Annotated in this window: 7 protein-coding genes; 4 read left to right on the top strand and 3 right to left on the bottom strand. The window is 56.4% G+C overall.

Features of this window, described 5'->3' with window-relative positions:
- Positions 1-2,883: 2,883 nt before the first annotated feature.
- The 3 genes from A3AI_RS0106205 (at position 2,884) to A3AI_RS0106215 (ending at position 8,053) form a co-directional block, all read left to right on the top strand.
- Positions 2,884-5,130, top strand: coding sequence for a TOMM precursor leader peptide-binding protein (locus tag A3AI_RS0106205; protein WP_024514741.1), 2,247 nt, complete (start codon positions 2,884-2,886; stop codon positions 5,128-5,130).
- 188 nt (positions 5,131-5,318) lie between these two features.
- Positions 5,319-6,470, top strand: a complete 1,152-nt coding sequence (locus A3AI_RS48690; RefSeq protein ID WP_502685735.1) for a SagB family peptide dehydrogenase — start codon at positions 5,319-5,321, stop codon at positions 6,468-6,470.
- A gap of 38 nt (positions 6,471-6,508) precedes the next feature.
- The gene (locus A3AI_RS0106215) at positions 6,509-8,053 is read left to right on the top strand and encodes a S41 family peptidase (protein ID WP_024514743.1); all 1,545 of its coding nucleotides are present in this window, start codon (positions 6,509-6,511) and stop codon (positions 8,051-8,053) included.
- Between the two features lie 527 nt (positions 8,054-8,580).
- On the opposite strand, the gene A3AI_RS0106220 is transcribed toward A3AI_RS0106215, so the two are convergent.
- Complete coding sequence (locus tag A3AI_RS0106220; protein WP_024514744.1) at positions 8,581-9,129, bottom strand: T4SS efffector SepA family protein; 549 nt, start codon at positions 9,127-9,129, stop codon at positions 8,581-8,583.
- Positions 9,130-9,627: 498 nt separating this feature from the next.
- On the opposite strand from A3AI_RS0106220, the gene A3AI_RS0106225 reads away from it, so the two are divergent.
- The gene (locus A3AI_RS0106225; RefSeq protein ID WP_024514745.1) at positions 9,628-10,797 is read left to right on the top strand and encodes a hypothetical protein; all 1,170 of its coding nucleotides are present in this window, start codon (positions 9,628-9,630) and stop codon (positions 10,795-10,797) included.
- Between the two features lie 1,124 nt (positions 10,798-11,921).
- On the opposite strand, the gene A3AI_RS45165 is transcribed toward A3AI_RS0106225, so the two are convergent.
- Both A3AI_RS45165 and A3AI_RS42335 read right to left on the bottom strand, forming a co-directional pair.
- Positions 11,922-14,324, bottom strand: a complete 2,403-nt coding sequence (locus A3AI_RS45165; protein ID WP_024514747.1) for an AAA family ATPase — start codon at positions 14,322-14,324, stop codon at positions 11,922-11,924.
- Between the two features lie 9 nt (positions 14,325-14,333).
- Positions 14,334-14,684 carry a plasmid mobilization protein gene (locus A3AI_RS42335; RefSeq protein ID WP_024514748.1) on the bottom strand — a complete coding sequence of 117 codons (351 nt, stop codon included), beginning with the start codon at positions 14,682-14,684 and terminating at the stop codon, positions 14,334-14,336.
- Between the last annotated feature and the right edge of the window lie 156 nt (positions 14,685-14,840).

Here is a 14,840-nt window from a genome sequence, read left to right on the forward strand (position 1 = left end):
AGACGAGATTACACCGGGCAACCGGTGTGACGTAACGGTTGGGAAGACGAACAGCACTTAATGCAGTGCCGGTCGATCCGGCGATCAGGACAACCCACTCGGGCCACAGCATCATCGAATGCGTGCTTTTGACCGGGACCTGATCCGCGGAGGGCATTATGGCCAGCGGTCATGAGTACCGCGCAAACAGGCCGAACACATGGCTGCTCCGACCAACGCTGCAAGTGAAGATTCTTCTTGCCAACCCGGAGCCGTCCACACATGGCCCGCAGCCGAAGATGGGCGACACTTCAACCCTGTCCGCTGTTAGGAGGTTACAGCGGACCAAAGCATGATCCGGAAAAGTGTGTAGCGGTTTTCCGAAAGATCATGCTCAAATCAAAGACCTAAAGCGCGACGATGATTCAACCAAATCTCGTCGCGCTTTAGATTTGCTGACGGTGAGTTCTTCGCGTTTTGACCGACGCTGTCGAAGAAATCTTTCTGCATCGCTGAGCGCAAATTTTCCGAGCCGCAGGTGCGGCGATCCTACAATCGAGTGGGGGAAGCATCATAAAGTGATGAAGTCACCAGCGACTTCGGCAAGCGCGCGACGAAGCCCGCCGTCGCGGTATAGGTCAGGAGGCGATGACCGACCAGCCGCTCACGGCGATCATTCGCGGAGCATCATGCGAACCGAGAAGTGAGCCGGTGCTTATTTGCGGACCTCATCATTCAATTGATTAGGCTCGGCCGCGTCGGGGACCAATTTGGGGACCGCATTGCCAGCCATCGCAATAAGTCAGCAATATCAAATTGTTAGATAGCATTCTGGCGGAGAGGGAGGGACTCCTGGACCAATTTCCGCACATCCGCCGGTTTTCCTCGAACACATCTGCTTCGCGGCGGTTACGGGATACTCAGCGGGCTACTTTGCAGGCTACTTTAGGCGACTACCCTCCTGCGAAGACGCGCCGCAGTCAATGCCGCGCAACCGGCAACTTTTGGCAAGGTTTACCGCTCATCGAACAGGATGTAGGGCAATTCTATTGGGTCCGTTCGTAACGCGCTTCGGATCCAGGCGCCCACTGTCGACAGGCCATCCCACCTCGGCGCTCGAAACCATAGAGTTCGGCGAGCCATCGAGCGGCACGAGTTTGGTCTTTTCCGAGATGCCGACCGTGCACTGCTCCCACGTCACTGGCCGGCCGAGGACCGAGATATGGGAGATCGTGAACCCTACCAACGACGATCACGATATTCACATTCACTAGCCTCGCTTCTCGCCGCTTTCGAGCGGCTCTTCCCAGTCCAACCGCATAGGCGATGTCGCAGTGCTACAGGACAACGTCCCAGCGCATGCAGCTGACGTTTTACAATACGAGGCTCGCTCGCACATTGCAGGCGCTCCTTGCGGGTTGGCGCGCGAGAGAGCCCCGGAAGATATCTGTGTTTCAGGCTCTAAGAGTCGAACGCGCACGGCACCGCATCGCCGAGGCCCCATGGCGGCGCGGTGCATCTTGAGCGTTCGTTCGCGCTGCGGCACACGCAACTCTTGACTCACAGGCTTAAGTAGCGCTAAACAGAAACTAACTTATAAAGTGATTTCACGAATTTGTTTGGCGAGCCGTGTCGGTGAGCCATTTTTTCTTGGGGTGCAGACATGGCAAAGCATCCAAATCTGAAGAGTGAAACAGAGAAACCGCCAGCCGCTCCAAGCGCGGAATCTGAAAGTGCTGGACGACCATCAGAAATTAACTCGGAGGAGCGCTCTCAGGACGCGCTTCTAATTGCGTCTCTAGCGATACGTGCCATCGAGAACGCAGACTTCGGCCAAGAGATACGGGCTGCAGATGCGGGAAAGTTGAAAGACGTTGGCATCAAGTCCTTGTCTGTTGCGGATTTCCGGTCAGCTCTCAACGAAATGATTACGACCATCAGGAGGATCGAAATGGCTTCTGCTCAATCTGCCGCGTCGCAGTCCGGCGCCACGACCTTTACAGCCGCCACCGCGTTCACATCGCCCACGGTGGGAACGATCGGCACACAGGGGTCGATCGGCGCCGCGGGCGGCTCTTCCCAGTTGTCCGGCGGCACGACATTCACAGCCGGCTCCGCGTTCACATCACCCACGATGGGAACGATCGGCACGCAGGGGTCAATCGGCGCGGCGGGNGGCAGCTCTTCCCAGTTGTCCGGCGGCACGACATTCACAGCCGGCTCCGCGTTCACATCACCCACGATGGGAACGATCGGCACGCAGGGGTCAATCGGCGCGGCGGGTGGCAGCTCTTCCCAGTTGTCCGGCGGCACGACATTCACAGCCGGCTCCGCGTTCACATCACCCACGATGGGAACGATCGGCACGCAGGGGTCAATCGGCGCGGCGGGGGGCAGCTCTTCCCAGTTGTCCGGCGGCACGACCTTCACAGCCGGCACCGCGTTCACGTCGCCGACAGTTGGGACGATCGCCACGCAGGGGTCGTTCGGTGCCGCGGGCGGAAGTTCTTCCCAGTTGTCCGGCGGGACGACCTTCACAGCCGGCTCCGCGTTCACATCGCCCACGATGGGAACGATCGGCACGCACGGGTCAATCGGCGCGGCGGGTGGCAGCTCTTCCCAGTTGTCCGGCGGGACGACCTTCACAGCCGGCACCGCGTTCACATCGCCGACAGTTGGGACGATCGCCACGCACGGGTCGTTCGGCCCGGGCAAATCCTAAAGTTTGGTTCTCCTCGGAAATCCTCCCTGGACCACACACACGACGCAGAAACTGCGATCCGCTCCCGGGTCGCAGAGGTGCTTTTGTGTTCCCTCGGACGCGGATTGAACAGCTTTTCTCCGTGCCGCGGCTTGGAGACGGCAGCTAATCGGCCCGTTGCTTGTGAACGTTGGGTGTTTTGAATGTTCCGATTTCCGGTCATCAAGTCAAAATATCACGTTGAGATCGTTCACGGGCACGGGATCTTCCTCCTTTCCGAAAATGAAAAGCATCTACTGGAGGGCGAGACGATGTTCCAAATCGTTCCCCTCCTCAATGGTCACAATAGTTGGCTTGATATAGTAACCGTGCTCGATCCTTTGCTGGGGCGCGATGCCGTCCTTGCAGGGCTTGATGTATTGCATCGATGCAACCATCTCGAGGAGGCAATTGAGCCTCACCTAAGCCCATTTCAGATCTTTTGGAGCGAGCTTGGCCTTGATGCGAGGCGCGGTGCCGCCCTCATCGCTTCTAATCCGCTCCACGTGGTCGGAATTGATGCGGACACTAACGCGGCGGTCAACTACCTGCGGTTTTCCGGCTTTTCGGTTAACGATACGCCGCACTGTTCTCTTCTACTCGTCATAGTGGATGACTACCAGAACCCTGGACTTGATGAAATCAATCGCCGAAACCACTCCTTAGGTCGACCGTGGATCTTGATGAAGCCGCAGGGTCTCATGCCGATGGTCGGGCCGTTTTTCCGACCAGGACGTGGGCCTTGCTGGGCATGCCTAGAAAGTCGGCTTCGCCAGAATCGCGATGCGGAGACATTCATCAAAGAGCACACTGGTCGTAGTGCGCATTTCCCGGTCAGCAGAGCTGCTGTTCCGCTCGGTGAAACCCAAGCCATATCGCTGACGATATTACAAATGATGCGTTGGCTCGCAAGAGGCGAAAACTCTCATTTCGAGTCACGCATTCATACCATCAATGTGCTTACGGGAGAGCAGCGAGCACATCATGTGACCCGCCGACCGCAATGCCAAATCTGCGGCACGCCGGCTGTGGCGCGCGTTGCGGGCCGTCCCGTGGTGCTGACGGAACGGACAGTGTCTACCGCAAATGAGAACGGGGTGCGAGCGGAAGATCCTGACGCCACCTTTAATCGCTACGCCCACCATATTTCCGAGGTGTCGGGAGTCGTAAAGGGTGTTGCTCCGTCCGCTGCAAACAGCATAGGTCCCGTCAAGTCCTACATAGCCGGCCACAATTTTGCGCTGAAGGGCGACGACCTTCTCTTTATAAAAGATACCCTTCGGTCAAATAGCTCCGGAAAAGGAAGGAGCGAAGCTCAAGCGCGCACAAGTGCTCTCTGTGAAGCGCTCGAACGATATTCTGGCGTGTATCGTGGAGAGGAAGAGCAAATATTTGCCTCTCTGAAGCAGCTAAAGGACGAAGCTGTCGACCCGCGCACTGTGATGCAGTTTAGTGAGACCCAATACCGCGAGCGACATGAATGGCTCGCGCGACGTAGCTTCTATCGAATGGTCCCGATACCATTTGATGAAGATGCCGTGATAAGCTGGTCACCGATATGGTCGTGGACTGAAGGTCGGCGCAAGTATCTGCCCACAAGTCTAATGTACTATGGATTTCCGCAATCGGCAGAGTTGTCCTTCGCTTGGGCTGACTCAAATGGCGCGGCAGCTGGCAGTTATTTCGAAGACGCAGCACTGCAAGGTGCTTTAGAGCTGGTCGAACGCGACGCAGTTGCAATTTGGTGGACGAACAGATTAACGCGAAGTCGCGTCGACTTAGACTCGTTGAATGACCCCTTTATCGACGAGCTGAGGACATTTTATGGCGCGCGAAACAGGACGTTCTGGGTACTCGATGTCACATCCGATTTCAAAGTGCCCGTTGCTGTTGCTGTTAGTCAACGTGAAACCGGACCAACGAGAGATATTGTTATGGGGTTCGGCGCCCATTTCGACCCACGTATTGCGATTTCCCGTGCCTTGACGGAGATGAATCAATTTATGCCCGCCGTCCTCGATATTGGCGAGGATGGGCACACACGATACGGCACTGCGGATCAAGATGCCATTACATGGTGGAAAACCGCGACCGTTGACAACCAGCCATATTTAACATCGACGCTGCCCAGCGTTCGTCTCGAAGACTTGCCGCGTGCTCCAGCTGGCTCGGTTACGAAGCTGCTTCTAGAGCTCTTTAGCAGAATAGAAGGCAAGGGCTTGGAAATATTGATTTTAGATCAGACCCGACCCGATATCGGGCTTCCAGTAGTCAAGATAGTCGTTCCGGGGATGCGTCACTTTTGGGCGCGTTACGCGCCGGGTCGACTTTTCGATGTTCCCGTCACAGAAGGCTGGCTGGAAAACGCAAAAGCAGAGCTCGAGCTCAATCCGACGGTAATGTTTCTATGACGCGACGTGCAGACGTGCGGCAACCAGCGGCCACTGTTCGCTTGTCCAAGTTGGCGTCTATCCAGGACGCGACAATTTCCTTGAACAGACGTCAAACTTCACATTGCGTCAATATTATTGATCGATTGTCAAAAGATGGCATACCGTTAGATGGCTGTGATAGTGATCTAATTGAAATCCTCGAAGCGATGGCTCGGTCAGGCTCGGTCGAGCTCCATGCGGGGCATACTTGCGACAAACTAATTCTTGTTCCGTGCCGTGATGACTTCAAGCTTCGGCTGGACTCAATATCACTAGAGTGCACATGGCAGGTTTCGCGCTTCGCGTACATGCATTACTCAGATGGCCTTTTGATTGCTCGAAGCCCTCTGGCAGATTGTTGGCTGAAGATCAGCGATCACACAGTCTGTGATATCCTTTACACTGCAAGGGTCCCGTCGTCTCTTCCGGCTTGCAAGCCGGACGATTATGTAATGCATGCATGTAGAATGCTGGCCCGCGCGGAGATTATCGTTCCATGTGAGTACTCCGGTAAGCCTTTAGAGGCTCACGAAGAAAAATGCCGGCAATGGGACCTCCACGATTTGTTGTTTCACTCGCTTAGCCGACTCGGCCGAACGACACAGAAAATGGGGGGGTCGTACGCTTTCCGTGGCGAAATCGATCCACTCCCTGCAGCAAAGAAAAATCCTTGGGCTGGCTCCTTTTATGCCCTTCCTCGACCTGACATTGTAGGTTTGAGCCGAGTCGATATCAGCTTAACCGCAGCGATAGAGACACGCCGCTCAATACGACAGCACAGCATAGTTCCTCTCTCGCTGACGCAACTAGGAGAATTCCTCTTTCGAACTGTTCGAACGCGTCACATCGTACCGACCGCATTTGGTGAACTACTGAGCCGCCCTTACGCGAACGGAGGCGGCCTCTATGAGCAGGAATTTTACGTCACTATTGATGCGTGCCTCGACTGCCCACGCGGGTTCTACTACTATGATGGCGTAAATCACGGGCTTTGCCTGATATCTGGTCCAACCGCAGATATGGAGCTGTTACTTGACGAAGCGAGCGCTTCGGCAGCGTGGATGGTGCGACCGCAAATCCTGATTACGATCGCGAGTCGCTTTCATCGTATCGGGTGGAAATATCGCGGCATGGCATATGCTACCCAACTCAAGAATGTGGGCGCGATATATCAGACGATGTATTTGGTAGCTACATCGATGAATGTCGCGGGTTGCGCTCTCGGGATCGGGAACAGCGACCGATTCTGTCGCATGACGGGCGAAGATTATCTGATGGAAGGTTCAGTCGGGGAGTTCATGCTGGGCCGTCCTCTTTGACGTTTCCCAATATCGGGCGATTATTGTTAGAGGCGCGGATGATTGATTTCGGGTATTGCACGCTCGCTGCAATTCGCGGATGGCACGCTGAGCCGGAAAAAACAGTTCGAGACATTATTTGCAACGAGCTCGCGCGAGCGCTCCAGCATTACTACGTTCATCTTCCGCAGAAGCGTTCCAGTCTTGCTGTCGAGCCGGTGCAGGCACTTACAATATTAAGAACATCAAACGAGTACAACTTTTCGAAACGGTTGCTCGGCATTGTACAAGCGTTGAAAGACCGTCACACAACTATCAGTTTGCCGCAGCCGTGGCAGGGCGCTACGGCCTATGTTCCATTCATGATTGAACGTTACACGACAAATGGCGAACCAACTTATATTGTGACGAAGCAATTCTTCGGATACACGAGCGTTCCGTTAGGTGCATGCATTACCCATTGGAACGGTGTGCCGATCGATCTATACGTGGCGGCACTTGCTGCGCAGACCAATGGAGCAAATGAAGCTTCAAGGTTACGGCTCGCCATCGTGAACCTGACCCAGCGACCTCTCGCATTTTCACCTATACCGATTGAGGACTGGGTCACTCTCACTTATCTCCATTCTGGCGAACTCCGGTCCATATCGACCCCCTGGTACTGCGCGTACGGCGTGCCATTGAACTCCGCCCCAACCTTGGTCAGGGATGGTTACGGCGCGGCCTTGCAGGGCGCCGACTACCAACTTTTGCATACGAATGACTTCCTTCAGCGCGTGCCCAAAGTAAGTGCCGAACCGGTCTTCGAGCTGATCACAGATGGCAATTTGCGGTACGGGAAAATCGAAACTACCACCGGCCCCGTTGGCTACGTGCGTATATTTAGCTTCGACGTTTCAGACGATGTCGCGTTTGTAATTAAGATGGCATCTATCTTGGCGTCATTGCCCCAAGATATGCTGATCATCGACATCCGCAACAATCCGGGCGGATTGATTCCCGCGGGTCAGAAGCTCCTCAGAGTGCTTACAGCTAAACCACTATTGCCCTCGCCCGTCGAGTTTAGGTGCACCGATTGCACGTTGAAACTCACACAGCTAGAGGAGTTCCGGATTTGGAGGCGATCGATTGAATTGCGCACACTTACTGGTTTGGATTACTCGCAAGCGTACGCTTTATCTAGCTACGACAATTTGCCGGCTTATCGATATCCGGGAAAAATTGCGCTGGTGGTTGACGCGCTCGCGTACAGCACAAGCGATTTCTTCGCGGCGGATTTTGCGGACAATGGCGTAGGACTGGTGGTCGGCGTTGATCCGGCGACCGGCGGCGGGGGTGCAAATGTATTCGCCTGGAATGAATTAGTTTCCTGGAGCGACGCAGTGGATGGCGGGTTGTCTCAATTGCCCGGCGGCTTCACGGTCACGATTGCCGGGCGCAGGTCCCTGCGCACAGGTTTCAATGCAGGCATACCGATCGAGGGTTTTGGAGTAGAGGTTGATGTGCAATGTGAGTTAACCCGCAATGATTTATTGAATGCAAACGTGGATCTCATCAATTTCACAGCAGCGGCACTGAGAAACGCGCCAGTGCGTTATAGCTAGAGCTTTCGCGTGAGCGCTGATTCGAGGTTGGGTAACAACTGGTCACGGACGCGGATCGCCTGCCGGCATGTAGCTTGAAAGGTCAGTTCCGGCCTGACAAGCGTCGCCTCAATTAACCGGTGGGGTCGGAGGGACTCCTCGACCAATTTTCGTCCATCCGCCAATTACCTCGATAAAACAACGCGAGCCGGCGGGTTACGGACTACACTGACGACTATGCCGTGGACTACCATAGCGGTCAGCGGCGCAGAATCGCGCGGCCGCCGGCCGCGGTCAACACCCTCGGGGCCGACCAGCGTGGAAAGTCGATTCAGAGTTGATGGGGCGTTGCCGGCGGCGTTCTAAAGGAGCGATCTGCCTGAGACCTGCATTTAGCTCCAGACTCGGATCCACCGCGGATCACCGGCAGGCGCTCTTCGGCCACCCCCACGAGAGGACTTCCACCTCCAAGTCAATGCCCATGCCGAGCGTACACGAAAAAGGCCCCGGCGACGCCGAGGCCCTTTTGCGTGACAATGACCTTGCGATCACTTGCCGTCGTATACGAAGCGACCCGCACGGCCAGGATGCGCGGCCTTGGGGGTTTCCTGCCAATAGAAGTCGATGGTGACCGAGATCTTGGCGGCCTTGGCGACCTTCATGATCGAGCGATAGCAGAGGTTCGCGTCGCGGCCCTGCACCGTGATGCCCGCCTCTTTGATGAACTCGCCGAAGCCCGTGACCTCGTTGTCCTTGTAGTTGACGTCGAGGTGCGGCTTGAGCGCGTCAAACCCCATCTTGACCGTCGCCTGGCGGATGACTTCGAACAGTACCGGGTTCCAGTACTTCTTATCGAACGCCTTGCCGTCGATCAGGATGTTGCTGAGGCTGGTGTACGTCAGGAGCGGCGGGTTCTCGACCGGATAGGTCTTCACCGAGAGGTCCTCATCCTCCCCGACCGAGGCGGGCGCAGGCCTCGCGCCAGTCGTCTTTTCATAAACATCCAGAATTTTGGCCAGGACGCTGTCGAGGTCATCGACAAGGGGCGTGGCGTGGCTCTGGAGGCGTGAAAAATTGGAATTTGAGATCGCAACCATAGGCACTTATAACTCCTTGTAAGCGGCTTAATTGCCGTCGCCAATTGTTATAGGCTTATAAGTTTAATAACGCAAGAGCAAGGTTCCAGAATCTTTGTTCCATGTCTGTTCTTTTTCAGGGCAACGGGTGTAACCGCATCGGACTACAACCGCGTCGCGCTGAGCTGAAAAGCCGGCTTGAGTGATGACGGCGTTCCTCAAAGCTTGCTCTCAGCCGTAGCTCCGCACGGAGTCTGAACCTGGCCCAGCGATTTGATTTGACGTCCCGCAGTCAGCTCTCGTTCTCAACATCGTATGGTGCCGTGTTTTGGCACCGGGTCTCGGGGATGACGCCTGCTCAAAATCCGACGAACTTTGACCGATCGAGAAATCGAGCGTCGTCCCTCGACGGGTCTGTCGGCCCATGACCACGACACGCTTGCGGCCTCCGTCTCGTCTGGAGCAAGCTGCCCGAGGGTTCACCAAAACGATCTACCTTGGAGCGAACAAGCGGTGGAAATGCCGACACCCTCGCATGCGCGGCGCGTTACGCGCGAAGAGCTGTACAAGATGGTTTGGGAGAAGCCGCTGATCCGGCTGGCCGCGGAATTCGGGATCACCGGCAACGGTTTGGCCAAGGTCTGCGACAGGCTGGACGTGCCCTACCCTCCGCGAGGCCACTGGTCGAAGAAGGAGGCGGGAAAGCCAGTCGTTACCCTCAAGCTTCCACCGCAGAGGGAGGGAATCCCAAGCACAGCAGACATCCACCCAACGCCGCCAAAACCCGCGCCTTCCCCGGCGGAAAAACAGACCGCAGAGGCGGTGGCCGACCGCATTCGCGAAATCGCGGTGCCCGAAAGCAACGATCACCTTCATCCAAGGGTCCAGGCCTGGATCGCCGGCCACAAGAAACGGCAGAAAGAGCGCGAGCTGGAAAACAGGAATCGCCGTCGGGATTTCGGGTGGGCATCACCCCTGATCCCTGACCTCACAGAGCGCGATCTCTACCGTTTCAGAGCGAGCAGCGCGATATTTTACGCTGTCGAAAAGGCTGGTGGCACGATCGAGAAATCGTCAGCTTCGGGCAAGGTGACGTTCTTGATCGACGGACATCAGGTCGAGTGTTCAATCGTTGAAAAGATGGTGCAGTCTCTCAAGCAATGGGAGGAGCAGCGCAAATGGACCGCCTTCACCGAGTATTGCAAGTCGGGACTGGATTCTTCAGGCTTTTTGCGGCTCAGCATCACGACCTATTTGGAAAGCCGGCGGCCTGAGTGGGTCGAAACCCAAAAAGTCAAAATTGCTCAACTCATACCGACCTTTGTCGGCCAGATAATGGCTGCAGGGCCGATCCTTGAGAAGAGGAAGCGCGAGCGCGAAGAGCAGGAGAAACGACACCGTGAGGAGGAAACGCGCCGCTACGAAGCCCGTCGCTTGCGGGAAATCAATGAAAAGCGCTGGAATAAGTTTCGCGAGTACGCCGTCAATTGGGATGAGCGCCAGATACTGCTGAAGTTTCTCGTTGAGATCGAAGCTCGACTGGCCGATGAGGCTGATATTGTGATCGGTGACCGCACTCTAAAGGAATGGGTCGAGTGGGCAAAGGCGAATGCGGAAGCTCTCAATCCGTTTAGTGCGGGAGCTGCTGGGATGTTTCAAGCCATCGCCAAGACTACGCAGTGGTCATGACGCAGATCGCTGCTGAACTTGCGCTCCGGCCAAGCTCCGAAGGCCTTAACGGGTCGAAAAGCAGATTTACGAACTTGGCGATGACAGCAACGAACTCGAATCATGCTCGCGCAGAAGGCTTGCGGCAAAGGCGGCGCTTCCTTCCGATGACGAGGACGAGCGCGCGGCGCAGATAATGCAAAATGCCGTCCGACAGCCTCAATGAGGGCCCAGCACCTCGGGTCATCACACTCCTGAAGCGGCTACGCCTTATTGAAGCTGCTGAACATGTTTTTATAGGTTATCAGCCGAGCCATAATTCCGATACGCCACAGGCGCGCGCTTCTTGTTCGAAAGGGCATGGACCTAATAATGGGTAACATCAGGAATGGAAACGGTATCACCTCATACTGTCCCGACCACGTTTTTAGATACCAATGCCCGAGCAAATCTCGGGCGAGAACGAGTTGGCCAAATACGAGCTGCGTTGAGCGACAACGCACTGCTTGGTTATGAATTTGAAACCATCGGATGCGGTTTTTGCCCTCAAGAACGATGTGAAGGTGCGTTGGGCCGACCCTCACTACACCGCAGTAGTTTCCAACGCCGACCGGCTGCTCGTTTAGGCTAGAAATTGTGTCTAAGCTGGGTAACGCAGGATACACCCTCCAATTTGACCCGACCATAGTTTTGGCATCGACTAACGCTGCCTCACTTTCTATTTCGCCATCGGCCGCTCTCAGAAAGATCCCCGCGCAGGCGACTGGATCCAACGCATACTGCTGCTGTGGGCCACCCCGGAAGTTGACGCAGAATGATCCTTTGCTTCGCTGCCGAAGACTTTTTCTGGATAATCTATCGAGGCAGTATTTGAAGCGGACAAGTCGCTCGACGGGACTTAGCGTTGGTGCGAATGATTTCATGCGCATTTCCAATCGCCTGACAAACCAGACCAACCTCAATTCTTGCCAGATACCTCTGATCATTGCTTTCTCATTGATGTTACCCTATCGGAACACTTGGCAGCGACCCGGGGCACAGCGGGCTCTCGCGAGCCGTCCGCTCGGCGGATTTTATGGATTCACGGCCTCGATGACGTGCCAGGCCGGATCAGCGCCGCGTGCGCCTATCGCGAGATTTAGTCCTTAGTTTTCTCTCTCAGAATTACTAACGCGATCAGATGCATTGATTTTCGAGTCTTGCAGCGTGGCGACCTTCGACGCCGACGCCTCCGGATTAGCTGTTGTGAAGTCGAGCGTCGTTCCGCGACGGCTCTGGCGGCTAAACTGTCTCGCGAGTTCATCGAGGTTTCGCGCCTGATCTTTCGAGACGAATACGCGCGTAGTCCCCCGAGATCTGGTGAGAGCGACATAGCTCGCAGCATCGCGCCAGTGATGGGTATGCAAGAGATACACTTCGTCTAGCGTTCGACCTTGGCCGCGATAGATCGTCCCGGCGTATCCCAGGTCCACCGCAACATCTCCTTTCGAAAGATCGATGGCGATTAGCTTGCCGCGGTCGGTTCGAACCGTCACATTGGATTTCTCGATTGCGAGCACCGAAGCGAACAAGCCGTTCACAATGCCGCGCTTCTTGTCGGTGCTGCGAAAAACGATGCGATCACCCTCGCCGATCTTTAACGTACCGCTACCGGTCTCGAAATGACCGATGCTGCGGACGCGCCCGCGTTCGATTTCGAGAGCCTGGATCGTATCGTTCAGCCGTCGCGCTTCTTCGTTCGTATAGGCAAAGACGAAGCGCTTGCCCCGCGCGGAAATCGTGTCGTTCCGATATTGAGTGATAAGAGCCGCACGACTTTCATCTAGGGATGTCGACCAAGCAATGCATCCCTGGGCCGAGAATGCCTCCACGCCTTCACGGAAGCGGCCCTCGGAGAAAGCCTCGGAAGCGCGACGCGCCCAATCCTTCCTCTGCCGTTGGACAGTCGACAACTTCGCGGCGTTGATTTCGTGGGCCAGGTTGGCAAAAATTCCGCCGCGTTCAATGCTGGCAAGCTGTCGATCGTCGCCGACCATGACGAGGCGCACGTCGCCTTTGGATTGCTCGGTAAGCGCAAGGAGCCTTTGCAGCCTGACTGTATCCACCATGCCCGCCTCGTCCAACACGATCAAGGTCTTGCGTGCAAACTGTGCGTTGGAGTGATGGGGAGCATGGTCTTGATACCACAATAGAGAGTGGATCGTCGAAGCGCGTGCAAAGCCGGCATCCTTGAGGTCTGCCACGACGGCGTTGGTCGGCCCGAGTGCGCATATTTTGTAGCCATCGCGTTCAGCTAAGAGACGGATTGCATTGAGTGCCGCGGTTTTTCCAGTGCCCGCCCGCCCAATGAGCACACTGAGCTGCATGCCAGAGAGAATTTGACGCGCTGCAATGGCCTGCTCCTCCGAAAGCCCCCATTCACGGAGCGCTTCAAGATGGTTTGAAGCGATCGGCGAGCGCTGAGTCGTCGCCAGGCGGCGGGCCGCTGCGACAGTGGCGCTCTCTTGCATACATACGTCTCGGGTCGTGTAACCGACGAACTGACCGCCTGCAGCTTCATACAATCTAAGAGTGCCGGATTGTTCCCGAATGAGGTTTATCGCCAACTTACGGGTAACGACGTCTTCGAAGGCCTGCTCCAGGTCCTGCTCCGTCACATAGGACCGCGTTCGCAGAAGGTTCTGAAAGGTTGCCAGCGGACTTTGCAGGTCGGCAGGGGCCGGACGCTGTGCCGCGAGCCGCGCCTCCTGCTGAACACGGGCCTCCTTGGCCGAAGGCAGAGATTGAACGTCCAAATCTTGCAGCCGCGCGTGCAGCTGCGCCACGCGTACGCCTTCGATCCTGCGCGCGAGAGAATGGATTCCGCCTTGGCGGTCGACGATGACGTAATCTCGACGGTCGCCCCGCGCGAGCACATAGCCCTTTTCCTGCAATGCTGCCTGGAATGACATTCCATTGTCCGTCGAGCGCCACAGGCTTGTAACTTCGGAGACAATGGAGGCTATTTCATTGCCCTTCGTACGGTCACGCTGTTGCTGTTCCGCGTGGGAATGAGTTCGCTTTGGCCGGGCGAGGCCGTCGCGCTCGACGTGGGCACCTTGCGTATATTGATGGCCGAAGACTCGCTCCAGCTCGCGAGAGGCCTCCTCGTGAGCACGGTAGTTGTGCGAGTCCGGAATTGCGCACATTTTTGAAGCGTCGATCCGGGACCAGACGATGTGCAGGTGCTCCCGGCCATGCTTCTTGTGCATCACGATTGCTCGTGGCTGCCCAAGCAACTGCAGCCGCTTCTCCAGCGAATCGATCGAATACATCCATTGCTCGAGTTCGAGGCGCTCTTCGACACGGACGTTGATTGACGCATGATAGAGATTGCGTTTGCAGCGGGTGCCCGCTGCAACAGCGCTCATTTCCCGGAACGCGCCTTTTAGATCAGATGCAACCGTGCCGCGGATTTCGATGACTTCCATTACCTCATTGGTATCGACCCGCATCAAATGGACGGCCAATTCGTCCGGTCCTGCGCGTGAACGGCCCTTGATGATCATGAGCGACGATCAAGGCTGCCGGCGCAGCGCGTTCATCAACGCGTTGCGCATTTCGGATATTTGCGAGAGGCAATCGGCAATTTTTTTGCGATCGTCCTCGTTCGCGTTGGACGGCCTCGCCAGCGTGCGCAACTCGGTCGCGGCCTGACCGAGCGTTGCCAAGAGTTGCGCCACGGCGGTCCGGTCGATTGGCGGCCTCCGCACCGACCGAATGGTCTTGGCCGCCAGGAGCACGTTGCGGGCGTGCGAAGCCGCCGAGAGCCCGGCCCTGTCGGCGTCCTCCCAGATTTTTGTCCACTCTTCATTGGAGAGACGAATCTGAAGAAGTTCACCTCGCTGGCGCTTTTCAGAACCGGCCATGACAGCCGCCTGAGCCAACTTCGGACCAACCTGCGCACCCGCCTCCTTCGGCCAGGAGGCGGCTAACTACGCTGAAGCTGGGGGATCGAACGGGGGTGGCGCCCCCTTCCGCAAGTCGGCGCGGTATTACCGCGCATGGCTTGCCCCAAGCCTTAT

The sequence above is a fragment of the Bradyrhizobium sp. Tv2a-2 genome, assembly GCF_000472425.1.
In the GTDB taxonomy this organism is placed as follows: Bacteria; Pseudomonadota; Alphaproteobacteria; order Rhizobiales; family Xanthobacteraceae; genus Bradyrhizobium.

Excerpts from the sequence above, each read along its gene's own strand:
- A3AI_RS0106205 (WP_024514741.1), top strand. The coding sequence starts at position 2,884 with ATGTTCCGATTTCCGGTCATCAAGTCAAAATATCACGTTGAGATCGTT.
- A3AI_RS48690 (WP_502685735.1), top strand. The coding sequence starts at position 5,319 with ATGGCTCGGTCAGGCTCGGTCGAGCTCCATGCGGGGCATACTTGCGAC.
- A3AI_RS0106215 (WP_024514743.1), top strand. The coding sequence starts at position 6,509 with ATGATTGATTTCGGGTATTGCACGCTCGCTGCAATTCGCGGATGGCAC.
- A3AI_RS0106220 (WP_024514744.1), bottom strand. The coding sequence starts at position 9,129 with ATGGTTGCGATCTCAAATTCCAATTTTTCACGCCTCCAGAGCCACGCC.
- A3AI_RS0106225 (WP_024514745.1), top strand. The coding sequence starts at position 9,628 with ATGCCGACACCCTCGCATGCGCGGCGCGTTACGCGCGAAGAGCTGTAC.
- A3AI_RS45165 (WP_024514747.1), bottom strand. The coding sequence starts at position 14,324 with ATGATCATCAAGGGCCGTTCACGCGCAGGACCGGACGAATTGGCCGTC.
- A3AI_RS42335 (WP_024514748.1), bottom strand. The coding sequence starts at position 14,684 with ATGGCCGGTTCTGAAAAGCGCCAGCGAGGTGAACTTCTTCAGATTCGT.